Here is a 16,677-nt window from a genome sequence, read left to right on the forward strand (position 1 = left end):
CCGGGAATAATCGACATAGCGTCGATTATTGTGATGAGTATGAACATCCTCTACACCGCCATCGCCACCGCCTATGGCCGAGAGGGCCGCGCGGCCACCAACGACGGCAGGCTGGCCGTCACCCTCGCCCACCCCGTCGAGCTCGGCGGATCCGGCCAGGGCACCAACCCCGAGCAGCTGTTCGCCACCGGCTACGCCGCCTGCTTCGCCAGCGCCATGCAGAACGTGGGCCGCCGGATGAAGTTGGACGTCTCCGACGCCTCGGTCACGGCGGAGGTCGGCCTCGGCGGCATCGGCGAGGGCAGGTTCGGCCTGGAGGTGACGTTGCGGGTGGAGCTGCCCGATGAGCTCCAGGGCGAGGCGGGGCAGCGCCTCGTCGAGGCCACCCACCAGGTCTGCCCCTACTCCAACGCCACCAGGGGCAACATCGCGGTGAACCTGGTCGTCGAGTAGCCCGGCGGTGGTCAGCCGAGGTAGGCCGCTCTGACGACAGGGTCGGTCCTGATCTCGGAGGGCGGTCCTTCGGCGATGACCTTGCCGAGGTCGAGGACGACGAGGTGGTCACAGGTGTCCATGACGAAGCCCATGTCGTGCTCCACCAGCAGCACCGTGGTCTCCAGCGCGGCGATGACCTCGCGCAGCCGTACCGTCTGGTCGGCGTCCAGGCCCGAGGTGGGCTCGTCGAGCAGGAGCAGCGAGGGACGGTCGGCCAGCGCGCGGGCCAGCTCCACCAGCCGCCGCTGCCCGACGGGGAGCGCGGCGGCGTAGGCGTCGCGCAGCGGGAGCAGCCCGCACAGCTCCAGCACCTCGCTCACCCGCTCCCTGCGCGCGGCCTCCAGGCGGCGCCTGGCGGGCAGGGCGGTCAGGTCGGCGAGCAGGCCTCCCCCGCCGCCGCGCCACTCCAGGGCCGACAGCACGTTGTCGGCGACGGTGAGGCGGCCGAAGACCTGCGTGCGCTGGAAGGTACGGCGCAGCCCCGCCCGCGCCCGCCGTACGGGGGAGTCGCCCGTGACGTCGGCCCCGGCGACCAGCACCCGACCCGACCTGGGCCTGCGCAGCCCTGACACGACGTCGAACAGGGTGGTCTTGCCCGCGCCGTTCGGCCCGATCACCCCGCAGACCTGACCCTCAGGCACGGTGAAGGAGACCTCCGACAGCGCCATCACCCCGCCGAAGGAGACGGAGACGCCCTCCACGGCCAGCGCGGTCATGACGAGACCCCCAGGTAGGCGGCGGTCAGGCGGTCGGCGTCGACCTCGGAGCGGGGTCCTGTCCAGGTGATGCGGCCCAGCCGCATGAAGGCCACCCTGTCGGCGACGGCCAGCGCCTCCGTGGCCTTCTCCTCCACCAGCAGCAGCGCCACCCCTCGCTGTCGCAGCTCGGCGAAGAGGGCGAAGATCTGCTCGACGACCAGCGGGGCCAGGCCGAGTGAGGGCTCGTCGGCGATCAGCACCCTGGGCGGCCTGACGAGCGCGGGCGCGAGCGTCAGCAGCTGCTGTTCACCGCCCGACAGCGCGCCCGCGAGCACCGTACGGCGGGCGGCCAGCTGCGGCAGCCTCTCGTAGACGGGATCGGGCGACTCCAGCCACGTCCGCAGGTTCTCCTCCACGGTCAGGCCGGGGAAGACGCCTCGCCCCTCGGGCGCCAGCAGCACTCCCGCGCGGGCGCGCCGGTGGGCGGGCCGGCCGGTGACGTCGTCGCCGTCGAGCAGGATCGCGCCCGCGGTGACGGGCAGGTCTCCCGCGGCGACGGCGCAGGTGGTGGACTTGCCCGCCCCGTTGGCGCCGAGCAGCGCGACCACCTCTCCCGGGTGGATGGCCAGGTCGACGCCGCGCAGGACGGTCACGTCGCCGTATCCCGCGACGACGCCCTCGAGCCTGAGCACCGGCTCGGCCCTGCCGGGTTCGGCGAGGTTCTCAGGGACGGCGCCGAGGGCGGCGCGGCCCCGAGGAGATAGCGCGTCGGTGGCCGGGGCCGCAGATGGGGCCGGGGATGGGGCCGGGGATGACGAGGCTGTGGCCTGGCGGCGGGCGCGGCGGCGGTGGCGGGCCTCGGCGAGCTGGGCGAGCACTCCGTCGGGATGCTTGGCCAGGATCATGCCGCCGGTGCCGAACAGGATCGCGCCGACGTGCGCGGAGACGCCCCAGCCTGCCAGCAGCTCGGGGAAGACCGCGGCGATCAGCCCGCCCAGCACCGCCCCTCCGATCCTGCGCACCCCCTGCAGCACGACCACGGCCAGCCAGACGAACCCGGCGAAGGCGGGCAGGTCCGTCGCCGTGATCGACCCCTTCGACGTGGCGTACAGCACCCCGCCGAGCCCGGCGATCGCCGACGCCAGCGCGAACAGCATGATCTTCGTGCGTGGCCCCGAGACGCCCACGGTCGCCGCCGCGGCCGGGGCTGACCTGACGGCGAGGATCGCCCTGCCCGACACCGACCGCTCCAGGTTGCGCACCAGCAACCCGACCAGCCCGATCAGGACCAGCAACAGCACCACCCGCACGCGGGGGTCGGTCGTGTCTGCCACCCTGAAGGAGATCGCCGGCAGCGGCCAGCCGATGGTGCCGTTGCTGAAGGCGTCGACCTGGAAGAGCACCTGGTCGGCGAGGAGCGCGAGTGCCAGCGTGGCCAGGGTGAGGATCCGGCCGCCGAGCCGCAGCGCGGGCATCGCCACCAGCACGCCGACCGCCGCGGCCGCCAGCACGCCCACCAGGATCGCCACGGGCAGCGGCCACCCGGAGGCGAACGCCCAGCCGCACGTCAGCGCCGCCATCGCGGCGAAGGCGGCCTGCGCCAGGTTGACCATGCCGCCGATCCCCGTCACCACCACGAACGAGCAGAAGATCAGCGCGAGCACCAGCCCCTGCGCCACCACGCCCACGTAGAAGTCGTCGGCGGGCCGGGTGAAGGTCCAGACCAGCAGCGCCGCCAGCGAGACGAGCCAGGGCAGGCGGCGCCGCCACACCGGCAGGTCGGCCAGGTAGTCGGGGGGCGGCGCGTCCTCGGCCGCGCTGCCCGCCACCCGCTCTCTCGACCTGTTGAGCAGGACCAGCCCCGCGAACAGCAGGAGCACGGGCACCGCGGTGCGCAGCCCGGTGATCTCCGCGGCGAAGTCGGCGTAGCCCGCCACCAGGTTCTGCACGACCCCGAGCCCGAGCCCCGCCGCGAACGTCCAGGGGATCGAGCGCAGCCGCCCGAACACCGACGCCGTCGCCGAGGCGAACAGCAGCACGGTGAACGCCCCCGAGTCCAGGCCCACCACCGGAACGGCCAGCACCCCCGCGAGACCCGCGAGAGCCGAGCTGAGCGTCCAGGCCAGCGCGGAGCTCGCGTCGGCGTCGATGCCCCTGAGCGTGGCCAGCCTGCGTCTGTCGACCGAGGCCCGCATCCGCAGGCCGTACGGCGTGTGCCGCATGAACAGCCAGAGCCCCGCCGCCACGAGGATCGCGACGCAGAAGGTGATCACCTGGTCGGAGTCGAAGCCGAAGGCCACCTCGACCGCGGGGTAGGGCCCCACGCCGTGCGGCAGCGCCGTGGCGTCGGCAGGCGGCAGCCCGAAGGGCTCCTCCACCAGGTCGGCGATCAGCAGCCCGAGCGCGGGCAGCGCGATCGTCAGCCCGATCGTCGCCACGATCTGCGCGGTCTCCCCCGCATGGGCCAGGCCCCTGAACATCGCCCTGTGCAGGCCGTACCCGAGCAGGGGGGCGAAGCCCAGCACCGCGAGGAGCCCCGCGGCCCATCCCGGCCAGCCGAGACCCACGTTGAGCTCGAAGAAGACCAGCGCGGTCAGGAAGCCGACCGCGCCGTGGGCGAAGTTGAACACGCCCGTGGCCGCGTACGACAGGGTCAGGCCCGAGGCCATCACCGCGAAGACGGCGCCGGTGACCAGCCCGCTGAGGATGTAGGCCAGCATCTACTTGAGCGGTACGTTGTCGAAGCACTTCATGCTCTTGGCCACCCGGTAGGCGCCGCCTTCGAGCTTGACCAGCGCCCCGCAGCCGTTGGGTTCGGCGTGGTCCTTGGGGTACTGGATCTTCCCGAACCCCGCGTTCTCGTAGAGGAAGGAGCCGTTGCCCGTGGCCAGGAACTTCTCGCGGGTCAGGTCGCGGCCCGTCTGCTCCAGCATCTTCAGGAAGATGTCTGCCGACCAGTAGCCGATCGCCAGGTGCTGGGTGAGCGTCGCGCCCGGGGAGACCTTCTCCACGTCCTGTCTGAGCTGGGCGATCTCGGGCGCGCTCGACTCGAAGGGCTCGAACATCGGCGCGGCGACGACGCCCTCGAGCGCCATCGCCGTGGCGGGGTCCTTGAGTATGGCGGCGTCGTAGCTGGTCGCGTCGCTGAGCACGCCCTTGTAGCCGGCCTTCTTCAGCGCGGAGTAGAGGCCGACGTTGAACTTGGTGCCCGCGATGATCGAGACGACGATGTCGGGGGGCGCTCCGCCGTCCGAGGTCATGATCTTGTTGACGTAGGGCAGCCAGTCGGCGGGCGGCGCGGCGCCCGGCAGCGCCGAGTTGAGCCCGACCAGCGTGAACCCCGCCGCCTGGAAGGACTGCGAGATGGTCTTGCCGCCGTACTTGCTGCCGCTGGAGTCGGAGGTCTGCACGTAGACGGTCTTGCCGCTCGCGCCGCCGAGCAGGTCTGCCATCTGGTTGCCCCACCAGGTCTGCGAGCCGGCGCCCGGCTTGGGCGCCAGGCAGCCGTTGTAGCCGAAGCCGGTTCTGGTGCCGCACCACTGCGGGCCCGTCGCCCAGCCGAACCACGGCACGCCCTGCTGCTCGAGGAAGACCGCGCCGCCGAAGTTGGGGGCGTGCACAGGGACCAGCGCGAACACCTTGTCCTTCTGGACCAGCTTCTTGGCCGCGGCGTCGCCCTTGGCGGCGTCCTGGGTGTCGTCCTCCGCCCCGACGAACTCGATCTTCCTGCCGTGCACGCCGCCCGCCGCGTTGGCTCTTTCGAACCTGGCCCTGGCGCCGAGCTCGGCGTCCTTGGTGGAGTAGCCGCTCGCGCTGGTCTTGGTGAGGACCCCGCCCACCTTGACCGTCGTGTCGGTCACCCCCGGCGTCTGCGCGCCCGGAGCCGTCTTCTGCTGCGCCGCGCACCCCGCGAGCGCCACCACCGCCGCCAGCACCACGAGTTCTCGCCGCAACCCAGCCTCCGCCTTTTGGCCTAGCGCTCGCTTGGTTTTGCGTCAGCGTAGGTTCGGGTCGCGGGGGTGTCAACGCTTCTCTACCAAGCATTTGCTTGCTAGCGTGTGGCGCATGCTGATGCGCGCCGCCGTCCTCACCGGATTCCGCGAGCCGATGGAGATCCGCGAGGTCGAGATCGCCGACCCGGCGCCGGGCGAGGTGCGGGTGCGGATCAAGGCGTCGGGGGTGTGCGGGTCCGACCTGAAGGCCATCGACGGCAAGAGCCCCGTCGTACGGCAGCTGCCGTACATCCTGGGGCACGAGAGCGCGGGCGTCGTCGAGAGCGTCGGCGAGGGCGTGACAGGAGTCAGGCCCGGCGACCACGTCATCATCGCGATGAGCGGCGCCTGCGGCAGGTGCCGCCAGTGCGGCGCCGGCCGCTTACACCTGTGCTCGGGCCCCGCGAGGATGACCGCGATCATGGGAGGCGCGCCGCGCGTCACGCTCGAGGGGCAGGAGACCCGCAGGTTCATCGGCATCGGCTCCTTCGCCGAGTACGCGCTCGTCAGCGAGGCGATGTGCGTCAAGATCGCCACCGACGCGCCCTTCGACGCCATGTGCCTGCTGGCCTGCGGCGTCGTCACCGGTGTGGGCGCGGTGCTGAACGTCGCCCACGTGAGCCCCGGCTCCAGCGTGCTCGTCGTGGGCTGCGGCGGCGTCGGGCTCAACGTCGTCCAGGGAGCGGTGCTGGCGGGCGCTACCACGATCATCGCCGCCGACGTCGCCGAACAGAAGCTCAAGCTCGCCTCCCGCTTCGGCGCCACCCACACCCTGCTCGCGGGCGACCTGCCCGCACAGGTCGGCGAGATCACGCGCGGCGGCGTCGACTACGCCTTCGACGCCACGGGGGTGGCAGGCGTCCTCGGCCAGGCCTTCGCCGCCACCCAGCCAGGCGGCACCACGGTCATGGTCGGCAGCCCGCCCTCGGGCGCCGCCCTGACCATCGAGCCGGGGTTGCTCTTCGCCTCCCGCAGGCTCATGGGGACCCAGGGCGGCGACGCCGCTCCCCTGCGCGACCTGCCGATGCTCGCGGCGCAGTACCTGCGGGGCCGCCTCGACCTCGACGGCCTGGTCACCGAGCGACTGCCGCTGTCCGACGTCAACCAGGCCGTCGCCCACGTGCGAGAGGGCTCCGTCGCGCGCACGGTGATCGTCTTCTAGCCACCCGCGGAAACGTCGCCCCACCTGCGTCCTGTACGTCCGTACAGAGCCCTACGATGGGCACACTGGACGTGCAAGCCTCTGGTGGAAAGAGACGATGACCACACTCGAGCAGGGTCACGACACCCGCACGCGCATCCTCGCGGCGGCCAGGAAGCTGTTCGCCGAGCGCGGGTACGCCGCGACCTCGCTGGCCGACATCGCCGCCGCCGTCGGGCTCACCAAGACGGCCGTCGCCTACCACTTCCACCCCAAGGACCGGCTGGCCGCCGAGCTGATCGCGCCGTGCGCCGACGACATGCTCGACCTGCTGGGCGCGCAGTTCCCCGACCGGGCGGCGTTCGTGACGGCGCTGGTGGAGTTCACCGTACGGCACCGCGCGGTGACCAGGCTGGTCATGGAGGATCTCGGCGGCGCCGACGAGGCCCCTCCAGGATCGCCAGGCGAGGCGATCAGGACCTTCCGCGACGAGATCTTCGCCAAGCTCGTCGGGGCCGAGCCGTCGGCCCAGGACCGGTTGCGCGGGTGGGCGGTGCTCGGCGCGCTCCAGTGGGGCGTCGTCCACACGATGGACCTGCCTGAGGAGAGCGTCCGCGCCACCCTGACCGCCGCCGCCCTCGCCATCTGACCCGCCCGAGGCCGACCGGTTCCCGATCCGCGCCTCCCTCGCCGGCCGTCCCGCCGTACGCGCGTGCCCATGGCCGGATTTCCTGCGGTGACCTCCGCCGCCGCGCCGCAGGGGAGGCCGATGTCACCTCCCCTCATGTCACAGCTCACCGGGCTATTCCGTCGTAGGTGTGTAAGCACCTAGGAACCGCGGAGGAGTCCACCATGGTGGAACCCACGATCGCGCTGGTGACGGGGGCACACGACGTGTCCGCCTACCAGCCCCTGACTGACGCCCCATGTCGCCGCCACGTGTCGTGATCGTCGGAGCCGGCCTCGCCGGATATCACGCCGCCTCCGCTCTCTCCCGCCGCATGCGGGGCGGGGCCGAGGTGGTGCTGGTGAACCCGACCGGCTTCACGCTCTACCTGCCCCTGCTGCTCGACGTGGCGGCCGGGAAGCTCGATCCGAGCCGGGTCACGGTCCCGCTCGCCAGAGCGCTGCCCGGCGTCCGGGTCGTCCTCGGCACCGTCGACCGCATCGACACCGGCTCCCGGCGCGTCCACTATGTCGACGCCGACCAGGCCACGGGCCTGCTCGCCTACGACCGGCTCATCGTCACCGTCGGCGGCGTCACCAAGGTCCGGCCGGTCTCGGCGGTCTCGGCGCACAGCTTCGGCTTCCACGACATCGCCGAGGCCCTCCACCTGCGCGACCACATCGAGCGCCAGCTCTATCTGGCCGCCACCAGCGACAACCCCACCGAACGCGCCGCCCGCCGCACGTTCGTCGTGCTCGGCGCGGGACACACCGGCACGGAGGTGGCCGCGGCCGGGCAGCTCATGTCCAGGCAGATCGCACGCCGTCACCCCTGGCTGCGAGAACAGCCGATCCGCTGGATCCTGGCCGAGCCGGCCGAGCGGCTGCTGCCCGACATGCATCCCCGCCTGTCCGAAACGGCGACGCGCGTGCTGCGGCGACGCGGCGTGGACGTGCGGACTCGGACCTCGGTGGGACAGGTCACCTCCGGAGGGCTGCGGCTGTCCGACGGCGAGTTCGTCCCCACGCGGACGATCGTCTGGAGCTTCGGGGTTCGCCCCGATCCCCTGATCAACGGGCTCCGGCTGGCGGTCGAGCAGGGGCGGATCAGGGTCGATGAGTACCTCTCCGTGCCCGGTCATCCCGAGATCTACGTCTGCGGGGACGCCGCCGCCGTCCCCGACCTCACCCGGCCCGGCAAGATCACCCCGATGAGCGGACGGCACGCCGTACGCCAGGGCAGGCTGGCAGGCCGCAACGTCGCCGCCTCCCTCGGATCCGGCAGGCGCGAGCCGTACCGGCACGGCAACCGCGGCGCCACCGTGGACCTGGGCGGCTGGCAGGCGGCGGCCGACCCGCTGGGCATCCCGTTCTCCGGCATCGCGGCCAAGGCGGCGACCCGCGCCTGCCGCCTGTTCACCGTCCCCGCCAACCGCATGGCGATCGTCAACGACTGGCTGGCCGACGCGCTGCTGCCGGGCCGGCGCACCCCGCGCCACCGGGCTCCCGTGCCGATGACGCCACTGAACCTCACCCAGGAGAAACGATGAAGGCAAGTGGGCTGGCCAAGGCCATGGACGAGCGGGTCGGCGGCGGGGCCTGGGTGAACAAGGCGATGCGGAAGGTCTTCCCCGATCACTGGACCTTCCTGCTCGGCGAGATCGCCCTGTACGCCTTCCTCATCGTCTTGCTGACCGGTGTCTTCCTCACCTTCTTCTTCAAGCCGAGCATGACCGAGGTGGTCTACGACGGCTCCTACGTGCCGCTGCGCGGGGTCGTCATGAGCGAGGCCTACGCCTCGAGCCTGGAGATCAGCTTCGACGTGCGCGGCGGGCTGCTGATGCGCCAGCTGCACCACTGGTCCACGTTGGTATTCCTGGCCGCGATCTGTGTCCACATGCTGCGCAACTTCTTCACCGGCGCCTTCCGTAAGCCGCGCGACCTGAACTGGCTGATCGGTGTCCTGCTGTTCACGCTGGTGCTGCTCAACGGGCTGTTCGGCTACTCGCTCCCCGATGACGCGCTGTCGGGCGCGGGGCTGCGCATCCTGCACGCGGTCATCCTGTCGATCCCCCTGGTCGGCACCCACACCGCGATGTTCCTGTTCGGCGGCGAGTATCCGAGCGACGACATCATCTCGCGCCTGTTCAGCATCCACACGCTGCTGATCCCGGGCCTGCTGCTGGCGCTCATCCCGCTGCACGCGGTGGTTCTGACCTGGCGGCAGACGCACACGCAGTTCAGGGCCAAGGGCCTGTCGAACCGGGTGGTCAGGGGGGCGCCGTTCTTCCCCGCCTTCCTGGCGAAGACGACGGCGTTCTTCCTGTTCACGTTCGCGGTCGTCTCCCTGCTGGCCACGCTGTTCCAGATCAACCCCATCTGGCTGTACGGCCCTGCCCGTCCCAGCGTGGTCAGTTCAGGCTCGCAGCCCGACTGGTACATGGGCTTCCTGGAGGGCGCGCTGCGCATCATGCCCGGCTGGGAGATGACCGTCTTCGGGCACACGCTGACGCTCAGCCTCATCATCCCCGCGCTGATCGCGCCCGGCCTGCTGTTCACCGGCCTCGCCGTCTACCCGATGCTGGAGCGTCGCTTCACCAGGGACACCCGTGTGCACAACCTGCTCGACCGGCCACGCGACGTACCCTGGCGCACCGGCCTCGGCGTCGCCGGCATCGTGTACTACGGCATCCTCTGGGCGGCCGGCGGCAACGACGTCCTGGCCGCCGCCTTCGGCGTCTCGCTGTACGCCACCACCTGGTTCTTCCGCGTCGCGCTCTTCGCGGGTCCGGTGCTGGGCTACCTGATCACCTACCGGATCTGCCTGGGCCTCCAGGATCGCGACCGGCACACCGTCACGCACGGGGTGGAGACCGGCGTCATCGTCCGCGGCGCGGACGGCGGCTATGCCGAGATCGACCGTCCCGTCACCGAGGAGGAAGCCGCACTGCTGCTCGCTCCCGGCGCCGTCGAACCCCGTGAACTGGAACGCCGCCCATGACCGTGTGCGAACAGCTGATCAGTTCTCGGGTGGGCCCCCCTCGTCTGGCGGGCTCGGCGTCGGGGTGGGTTCACCGCCCCCAGGCGGTTCAGCGCTGTCGGGCGGCAGGGTCGGTTCGGAGGGGTCGGGGAAGGACTGGCCTGCCACCCCCACCGTGATCACCACCGTCCGTCCAGGCGTGGCGCACGTTCCCGGCGACACGCTCTGTCCCAGGACGGAGTTCACGACGTCGGGGTCGTCCACGATCTGCGCCTTCTGCCGTACCGCGAAGCCGGCCGCCTTCAGCGAACCCCGCGCCTCGGCGCGGGAGAGCCCCACGACCGGCGGCACCCGCGTGCCCTGCTGGGCGACCAGAAGCGACACCGTCCTGCCCGGCGCGAGTCTGGCGCCCGCCCCCGGCTTGCTGCTGATCACCTGACCGCCGGGCAGTTCGGAGCAGCTCCGCGTGATCTTCCCCGTCCTCAGCCCCGCGGCGGCCAGCGCGGACGAGGCGGCCTCACGAGTGAGCCCGGCCAGCGCCGGCACCCTCGGACCCGCCGCCACCTCCAGGTCGACGCGGGTGCCTCTGGCGACCCTGGTCCCGCCCCCCGGCGTGCTCCCGAGCACCTCACCCGGCGAACGCGCCGAGTCGCGCTCGGACACCGACCCCACCACGAGCCCCGCGTCCTTGATCGCGCGGACGGCGGCGGAACGATCCATGCCCACGAGCGAGGGCACGGAATAGGTGACGGGGACGACGGAGGGCGGAGGGGAGGGCTGGCGCTTGATCGAGGTGGGGGTGTCCTTGATCTTGCCGGAGCCCTGCTGGACCGGCGGCGACGCGGCGGCCGAGGAGGTCACCCGCGTGGGCTCGGCGACGGACACGGGAGGCGCCTCGCTGCTCTGGAGCGCGGGCACCAGCACCGCCACCAGCACCGCGGCGCTGACCAGCAGCGCGCCGGACACGGCCAGCGACGCCCTGTTCGCGGCCGGCCCCACCCATCTGCCGGGGTGCGTGGCCTCGGGCGTCCGCCCGTCTCCCCCCGGCCACGAGGGGTGCTCCCCGTCGTCGCCCGGCACCCGTGGCCACGGCACGACCGAGCCCCTCGGATCGCTCCGGACGGCGGGCGAGCCCGAACCGCGCGCCGAGCGCGAGGCCCTGGCCTGCGACGCGCCCGACGGCACCCTGCCGCGCGACTCGGGCAGCAGGTAGCCCTCCGCCGCCCCCGTCGCCTCGGGCTCGGCCAGCGGGTAGGGGTCGACCCTGAGGATGTGCGGCGGAGGCGAGCGCAGCACCTCCGCCGGAACCTCGTCACCGGCCCCCAGCAGCGCGAGCAGCAACTCCCTGCTGGTCGGCCGGTTGCGCGGGTCCTTGTCGAGGCAGTGCTCGACAAGGGCGCCGAGCCGCCCGTCGAGACGGCCGAGTTCGGGCTCCGCGGTCAGGATGCGGTGCAGCACCGGCGCCACCGAGTCCTGCCCGAAAGGCGCGGAGGCGTTGGCCGCGAAGCACATGGTGGCGCCCCAGGAGAACACGTCCACCGCGCCGGTTATCGCTGAGGCGGTGATCTGCTCGGGCGCCATGTAGGCCGGCGTCCCCACGCCCCTGCCGCTGACGGTGGCCGCCGCGTCCAGCGCCTTGGCCAGGCCGAAGTCGATCACGCGAGGCCCGTCGGGGCCGAGCAGCACGTTCTGCGGCTTGAAGTCGCGGTGCACGATCCCGGCCCTGTGGATGGCGGCCAGCGCGGTCGCGGTGCCGACGGCCAGCCGTTCGAGGGCGCCGCCGCTGCGCGGCCCCCGCCAGCGCCACCTCCCTGCTCAGGGAGGGGCCGTCGACGTACTCGCTGACGATGTACGGCCTGCCGTCGTCGAACCCCGCGTCCACCACCTGCGCGGTGCAGAACCTGGCGACGTGCTTGGCCAGCTCGACCTCACGCAGGAAAGCCGCCTGCTCGTCCCCCACAGGCCCGTGAAGCAACTTGACCGCGAACGATTCTTCCCCCAGAGTGCCCAAGTAGACGACGCCCTGACCGCCCTCCCCCAGGCGTCCGGACAGCTCGTAGTCTCCCAGTCTCTTCGGGTCCCCCATCTTGAGCGGTACAGGCACGGGCGCCTCCCCTCGCTGCCACCCGTCACCTCTCTACTGAAGTCGAGGGATCGTGGCGCGTCAACGGACCGTAACTCCGTTGTGATGTCCCTATTTCTGCACACTTGCGGTAGGGCGAGCGGCGGTCTCACCCGCCCTGATCACCCGAAACGCGTGCTTGGCCGGAAAGGCCGCCTCTGACCTGGGACAGGTCGAAACCAGCTGGCGAGCGCGGCCGTACGGGCAGGCGGGGCGGGCGCCGGAGGACGGGTGCGAGCCGTACCGGGAAGGTGACCTTCGCGTTAGGGTGCCGCGGCTAGAGAAACGTCGCGTACTGGTCCAGAACGGGCAGCACCTCGTCGCCCGGCCCGCTGGGCAGCGACAGCACGACCTCCTCGACGCCGAGCGAGGCGTAGTAGTCGAGCTTCCCCTGTGTGGGCAGCGTGCCGAACGGGATGACCCTGGCCGTGGCCGCCACCTCGCGCAGCGCGGGCAGCGCGGCCTTGATCCCCTTGCCCCCGATCGGCATCCATCCGTCGGCGTACTGCGCGACGTGCTCGAACAGCTTGGGCCCCGCCGCGCCGCCGACGTAGACCGGCGGCCCCGACAGCGGCTTGGGCCACGACCACGAGGGCTCGACGCCCTCGAAGGCCGCCACCTCCTGGCTCCACAGCGCCTTCATCGCCAGCACGTTGCGCCTGGCCACCTCTCTCCTGTCCCTGTACGGCACGCCGTGGTTCTCGATCTCCTCGACGTTCCAGCCGAAACCCACGCCGACCGCCACGCGCCCGCCCGACAGGTGGTCGAGCGTGGCGATCGCCTTGGCCGTGACGATGGGTTCTCGCTGGGCGGCCAGCAGGATGCCGGTCCCGAGCGTGATCGTCGAGGTCACGGTGGCGGCCGAGGCCAGCGCGACCAGCGGGTCGAGCGTGCGCCTGTACTCCTCGGCCAGCTGCGGCGTTCCCGTCGGCGGCGGCGTGCGGCGGGAGACGGGGATGTGGGTGTGCTCGGGAAGGTAGAGCGAGGAGAAGCCGCGCTCCTCCGCCGCCCTGGCCAGATCGGCGACCGGCATCGCCAGGTCGGTGCTGAACATCGTGACGCCAAGCCGCATGACCGACTCCTTAACCAAGCGATTGCTCGGGACCGTTTCTTAGAGTAGCTTGCCGCTCATGGGATTCGCTGCGGCCGGGGATGTGCGGCTGTTCTACACCGACGACGGCTCGGGCGACACGACGCTGCTGCTCGTGCACGGCTGGGGCGCCGACTCCCACCAGTGGGTCCACCACATCCCCTCCTTCGCCGCGAGATTCCGGGTCATCGCCGTGGACCTTCGCGGACACGGCTATTCGTCGGCTCCGCCGAGCGGCAACAACCCGCCCACCATGGCCGAGGACCTCCTCGCCCTGCTCGACCTGCTCGCTGTCCAGCGCTGCGTGGCCGTCGGGCACTCCATGGGCGGCGTGATCGCCTCCAGGCTCGCCGTCGAACACCCCTCACGGGTCGAGGCCGTGGTCGGAGTCGACCCGGGCTACGGAAGGCCCGACGAGGTCGTCGCCATGGCGGTCGCGATGCGCGAGACCCCCGCTGTGCGCATCGACGAGTGGTGCTACACGCCCGCCTCGCCCGCCTGGCTGCGCGAGTGGCACAGGCGGCGGCTGCTCGCGACACCCCCGCACGTGCTGACCGAGGCGTACGACGCGCTGTGGTCGGGACCCGAGGCGATCGGCTCGCGGGCCGCCGCCGAGCCCTACCTGTCCCGCCGCGAGTGCCCCGTGCTCACCTTCTGGACCGACCCCGCGCAGGCGGCGTGGGAGTCGGACCTGTTCAAGCATCCCGCCTCGCGCACGGTCTGCTGGCAGGGCAGCGGCCACCGGCTGCACGAGGAGCGGCCCGCCGAGTTCACGCTCGTGGTCAACCAATGGCTGAAGGAGATCTCCCGGTGAAGTTCGCGATCTTTCTCAACCCCCAGATCCCCGGTTCCGGGTACGCGGCCGAGGAGAACGCCCGCGCCAGGCGGCCGATCGGGCGGGACACCGAGTCGTACCAGAGGCTGCTGCACGAGGTGCGGGAGATCGCGGTGCACGCCGACAGGATCGGCTTCGACGCGCTGATGATGACCGAGCACCACTTCCATTCGGAGGGGATGGAGTTCTCGGTCAACCCGCTGATGTTCCTGACCGACCTTGCGGCGCGGACGGAGCGGATCCTGCTGGCCCCGCTCGGCCTGGTGCTGCCCGCCTGGGACCCGATCAGGGCGGCGGAGGACGTGGCGCTGCTCGACCAGTTCTCCAAGGGACGGCTGCGGCTCGGCGTGGCGCGCGGCTACCAGAACAGGTGGATGAACGTGCTGGGCCAGCGCTGGCAGGCGGCGGCCGCCAGGTCCGACGGCTCCTCCAGCGACAACCGCAACTTCGACGTCTTCGGCGAGGTCCTGAAGATCATGAAGATGGCGTGGACACAGGAGACGCTCCGCTACAAGTCCGACGTCCTCGACTATCAGGTGCCCTATCCCTTCGAGGGCATCGAGGGGTGGCCGGCCACCGAGTGGACGCGGACCTTCGGCGCGCCCGACGAGCTCGACGACGAGGGCAGGGTCCAGGCGATCAGCGTGTGCCCGAGGCCGTACCAGAACCCGCACCCCGAGCTGTGGCAGCCGTTCACGATCTCCGACCGCTCGGTCATCAGGGCCGCGCAGGAGGACATCATGCCGTGGATGTTCACGCCGAACCCCGACGACCACGCCGCGAAGGCCAAGCTCTACCAGGAGGAGTCGGCCAAGCAGGGCCGCGACTACAAGCTGGGTGAGCACACCGGCATCCTCAAGATCGTGGGAATCGCCGACACCACGGAAGAGGCGATCAACACCTACGGCAAGAAGATCCCCAAGGACTTCGCCGCCTTCTTCGGCCCCTTCGGCTACCTGGAGGTGCTGCGCAAGAAGGAGGACGACAGGCACGAGCCGATCTCACCGGAGAAGGGCGACGTGCGGCGCATGAACGACGTCGAGATGGCGCTGTTCGGCTCGCCCGACGACGTCAAGCGCGGTATCCAGCGCATGCTCGACCGCATGCCCGACCTGGAGTGGTTCGGCCTGTACATGCAGGGCCAGCAGGGCGTGCTACCCCTCGACACCGTCAAACGCAACCTCGAACTGTTCGCCACCAAGGTCATCCCGGAGTTCCAGTGAGGTTCTGGCTCGGCGCCTCGTTCTGCGACACGAACGAGTTCGTCGAGTTGGCCGTGGCGGCCGAGCGGTGCGGGTTCGACACCTTCACGCTGTCGGACCACCTGTTCTTCGCCGATTTCAGCACGCCGTACCCCTACGGCAGGATGCGGTGGACCGCCGAGACGCACTGGCCGGACGTATGGGTGACGATCGGCGCGATGTCGGCGGTCACGACGCGGCTGCGTTTCTCCCCCAACGTCTACATCGCCCCCGCCCGCGACCTGATCACCGTGGCCAAGCAGGTGTCGACCGCCGCCGTGCTGTCGGGCGACAGGGTGGGCTTCGGGGTGGGCGTGGGCTGGTGCAAGGAGGAGTTCGCCGCCACCGGTCAGGACTTCCACACGCGCGGGCGCAGGCTCGACGAGATGCTCCCGCGCCTGCGCGAGCTCTGGTCGGGCGCCCAGGTCGAGCTGCCGGGACTGCCGCCGCTGTCGATGTCGCCGGTGCCCGCCGCGCCGATCCCGATCTACGTGGGCGGCGACAGCGAGGCGGCGCTGCGCAGGGCGGCCAGGGCAGGAGACGGCTGGATCGGCAACCGGATCTACACCGAGGAGCAGATCGACGTGGTCCTCGCCGACCTGCGCCGCTATCTGAAGGAGTACGGCAGGCCCGAGGACGCACTGGAGATCGTCGCCCCGCTGGCCGTGCTCCCCGACGCCGCCACCTACCGGCGCTTCGCCGACAAGGGCATCACGGCCACGATGGCCGCGCCCTGGTGGCTGTCGCCAGGCGAGCCCAAGGTCGCCACGATGGAGCGCTTCGCCGAGGAGGTCATCTCGAAGATGTGATCTCGGGAGGGTCCACGCCCATCTCGGCCAGGGCTTGGGCCACGACGTCGCGCGGGGCGGCCTCCACCACGCCGATCCTGGTCAGCGCGGCGATCCCGAGATAGCTGCTGTACCCGGCGACCACCCTGTCCCTGGCCGTGGGGGCGGGCTGGCCCAGCTCCTCCAGCGCCGCCTGCATGACTTCGAGCCTGCGGGTGCTGACCCTGCGCGCCACGCCTGCGACGAAGGGGTCGTCGGCCGCGCTGATCAGCCTGAAGGAGATCGCCGCGTCGGCGGGGTCGGCGAAGGCCAGCTCCAGCAGCGCGCGCATGCGCGCCCCCGGATCCTCGATGGTCTCGAGTTCGGCGATCACCTGCTCGGTACGCGACTCCCAGAGCGCGAGAGCCGCCGCGACCAGGGCCTGTCTGTTGGCGAAGTGCCAGTAGAAGCTGCCCTTCGACACGCCCAGCCTGGCCGCCACCGCTTCCACCGCGACGGCTGCCAGGCCGCCCTCCACGAGCGCGTCCAGCGCCGCCTTCGCCCAGTCGTCCGCCGTCAACCGACCCATCCGGCCAGCCTTCCATACGATGCCGTACAGTCTGACCATACGCCACCGTATGGAAGGTCGC

14 protein-coding genes are annotated in these 16,677 nt (G+C 71.4%); 8 read left to right on the forward strand and 6 right to left on the reverse strand.

Features of this window, described 5'->3' with window-relative positions:
• The first annotated feature begins 39 nt into the window (after positions 1-39).
• Positions 40-453: an organic hydroperoxide resistance protein gene (locus tag FHR33_RS16870; protein ID WP_183648383.1), complete on the forward strand. Its 414-nt coding sequence runs from the start codon at positions 40-42 to the stop codon at positions 451-453.
• Positions 454-464: 11 nt separating this feature from the next.
• Here the strand turns inward: FHR33_RS16870 and FHR33_RS16875 are convergent, their stop codons facing one another.
• The 3 genes from FHR33_RS16875 to FHR33_RS16885 are packed head-to-tail and all read right to left on the reverse strand — an operon-like array spanning position 465 to position 5,146.
• The gene (locus FHR33_RS16875) at positions 465-1,211 is read right to left on the reverse strand and encodes an ABC transporter ATP-binding protein (protein ID WP_183648385.1); all 747 of its coding nucleotides are present in this window, start codon (positions 1,209-1,211) and stop codon (positions 465-467) included.
• A complete protein-coding gene (locus FHR33_RS16880) occupies positions 1,208-3,913 on the reverse strand; it encodes an ABC transporter permease subunit (RefSeq protein ID WP_183648388.1) in 2,706 nt (901 codons plus the stop codon). The genes FHR33_RS16875 and FHR33_RS16880 overlap by 4 nt, the downstream gene beginning before the upstream one ends.
• Positions 3,914-5,146, reverse strand: a complete 1,233-nt coding sequence (locus FHR33_RS16885; protein WP_183648391.1) for an ABC transporter substrate-binding protein — start codon at positions 5,144-5,146, stop codon at positions 3,914-3,916.
• 112 nt (positions 5,147-5,258) lie between these two features.
• Between FHR33_RS16885 and FHR33_RS16890 the strand changes: the two genes are divergently transcribed.
• From FHR33_RS16890 to qcrB, 4 genes are all read left to right on the forward strand, one after another.
• Positions 5,259-6,347 carry an alcohol dehydrogenase catalytic domain-containing protein gene (locus FHR33_RS16890; RefSeq protein WP_183648394.1) on the forward strand — a complete coding sequence of 363 codons (1,089 nt, stop codon included), beginning with the start codon at positions 5,259-5,261 and terminating at the stop codon, positions 6,345-6,347.
• Between the two features lie 97 nt (positions 6,348-6,444).
• Positions 6,445-6,975 (forward strand): TetR/AcrR family transcriptional regulator, encoded by a 531-nt coding sequence (locus tag FHR33_RS16895; protein ID WP_183648407.1) that lies wholly within the window; start codon positions 6,445-6,447, stop codon positions 6,973-6,975.
• A 277-nt stretch (positions 6,976-7,252) separates the two neighbouring features.
• On the forward strand, positions 7,253-8,542 hold the full coding sequence (locus FHR33_RS16900) for an NAD(P)/FAD-dependent oxidoreductase (protein ID WP_183648410.1): 1,290 nt from the start codon (positions 7,253-7,255) through the stop codon (positions 8,540-8,542).
• On the forward strand, positions 8,539-9,993 hold the full coding sequence (qcrB, locus tag FHR33_RS16905) for a cytochrome bc1 complex cytochrome b subunit (RefSeq protein ID WP_183648413.1): 1,455 nt from the start codon (positions 8,539-8,541) through the stop codon (positions 9,991-9,993). Before FHR33_RS16900 ends, qcrB begins: the two co-directional genes overlap by 4 nt.
• An 18-nt stretch (positions 9,994-10,011) precedes the next feature.
• On the opposite strand, the gene FHR33_RS16910 is transcribed toward qcrB, so the two are convergent.
• Together FHR33_RS16910 and FHR33_RS16915 are read right to left on the reverse strand one after the other, a co-directional pair.
• Positions 10,012-11,685, reverse strand: coding sequence for a PASTA domain-containing protein (locus tag FHR33_RS16910; protein WP_183648416.1), 1,674 nt, complete (start codon positions 11,683-11,685; stop codon positions 10,012-10,014).
• Between the two features lie 686 nt (positions 11,686-12,371).
• On the reverse strand, positions 12,372-13,166 hold the full coding sequence (locus FHR33_RS16915) for a TIGR03619 family F420-dependent LLM class oxidoreductase (protein ID WP_183648418.1): 795 nt from the start codon (positions 13,164-13,166) through the stop codon (positions 12,372-12,374).
• Positions 13,167-13,224: 58 nt separating this feature from the next.
• Here FHR33_RS16915 and FHR33_RS16920 point away from each other — a divergent pair, with 58 nt between their 5' ends.
• Genes FHR33_RS16920 through FHR33_RS16930 form a run of 3 tightly spaced genes read left to right on the forward strand, consistent with a single transcriptional unit; the run spans position 13,225 to position 16,069 of the window.
• Entirely contained in the window at positions 13,225-13,998 is a 774-nt protein-coding gene (locus tag FHR33_RS16920; protein WP_183648421.1) for an alpha/beta fold hydrolase, read from the forward strand.
• Entirely contained in the window at positions 13,995-15,242 is a 1,248-nt protein-coding gene (locus tag FHR33_RS16925) for an LLM class flavin-dependent oxidoreductase (RefSeq protein WP_183648424.1), read from the forward strand. Before FHR33_RS16920 ends, FHR33_RS16925 begins: the two co-directional genes overlap by 4 nt.
• Complete coding sequence (locus FHR33_RS16930; RefSeq protein ID WP_183648427.1) at positions 15,239-16,069, forward strand: TIGR03619 family F420-dependent LLM class oxidoreductase; 831 nt, start codon at positions 15,239-15,241, stop codon at positions 16,067-16,069. Before FHR33_RS16925 ends, FHR33_RS16930 begins: the two co-directional genes overlap by 4 nt.
• Here FHR33_RS16930 and FHR33_RS16935 read toward each other — a convergent pair.
• Positions 16,053-16,616 carry a TetR/AcrR family transcriptional regulator gene (locus tag FHR33_RS16935; protein ID WP_183648430.1) on the reverse strand — a complete coding sequence of 188 codons (564 nt, stop codon included), beginning with the start codon at positions 16,614-16,616 and terminating at the stop codon, positions 16,053-16,055. The two genes, FHR33_RS16930 and FHR33_RS16935, sit on opposite strands and share 17 nt — an antisense overlap.
• Positions 16,617-16,677 lie beyond the last annotated feature (61 nt).

The organism is Nonomuraea dietziae (assembly GCF_014195505.1).
In the GTDB taxonomy this organism is placed as follows: Bacteria; Actinomycetota; Actinomycetes; order Streptosporangiales; family Streptosporangiaceae; genus Nonomuraea; species Nonomuraea roseola.

Coding starts and splice junctions, on each gene's coding strand:
- FHR33_RS16870 (WP_183648383.1), top strand. CDS start 40: ATGAACATCCTCTACACCGCCATCGCCACCGCCTATGGCCGAGAGGGC.
- FHR33_RS16875 (WP_183648385.1), bottom strand. CDS start 1,211: ATGACCGCGCTGGCCGTGGAGGGCGTCTCCGTCTCCTTCGGCGGGGTG.
- FHR33_RS16880 (WP_183648388.1), bottom strand. CDS start 3,913: ATGCTGGCCTACATCCTCAGCGGGCTGGTCACCGGCGCCGTCTTCGCG.
- FHR33_RS16890 (WP_183648394.1), top strand. CDS start 5,259: ATGCTGATGCGCGCCGCCGTCCTCACCGGATTCCGCGAGCCGATGGAG.
- FHR33_RS16895 (WP_183648407.1), top strand. CDS start 6,445: ATGACCACACTCGAGCAGGGTCACGACACCCGCACGCGCATCCTCGCG.
- FHR33_RS16900 (WP_183648410.1), top strand. CDS start 7,253: ATGTCGCCGCCACGTGTCGTGATCGTCGGAGCCGGCCTCGCCGGATAT.
- qcrB (WP_183648413.1), top strand. CDS start 8,539: ATGAAGGCAAGTGGGCTGGCCAAGGCCATGGACGAGCGGGTCGGCGGC.
- FHR33_RS16915 (WP_183648418.1), bottom strand. CDS start 13,166: ATGCGGCTTGGCGTCACGATGTTCAGCACCGACCTGGCGATGCCGGTC.
- FHR33_RS16920 (WP_183648421.1), top strand. CDS start 13,225: ATGGGATTCGCTGCGGCCGGGGATGTGCGGCTGTTCTACACCGACGAC.
- FHR33_RS16935 (WP_183648430.1), bottom strand. CDS start 16,616: ATGGGTCGGTTGACGGCGGACGACTGGGCGAAGGCGGCGCTGGACGCG.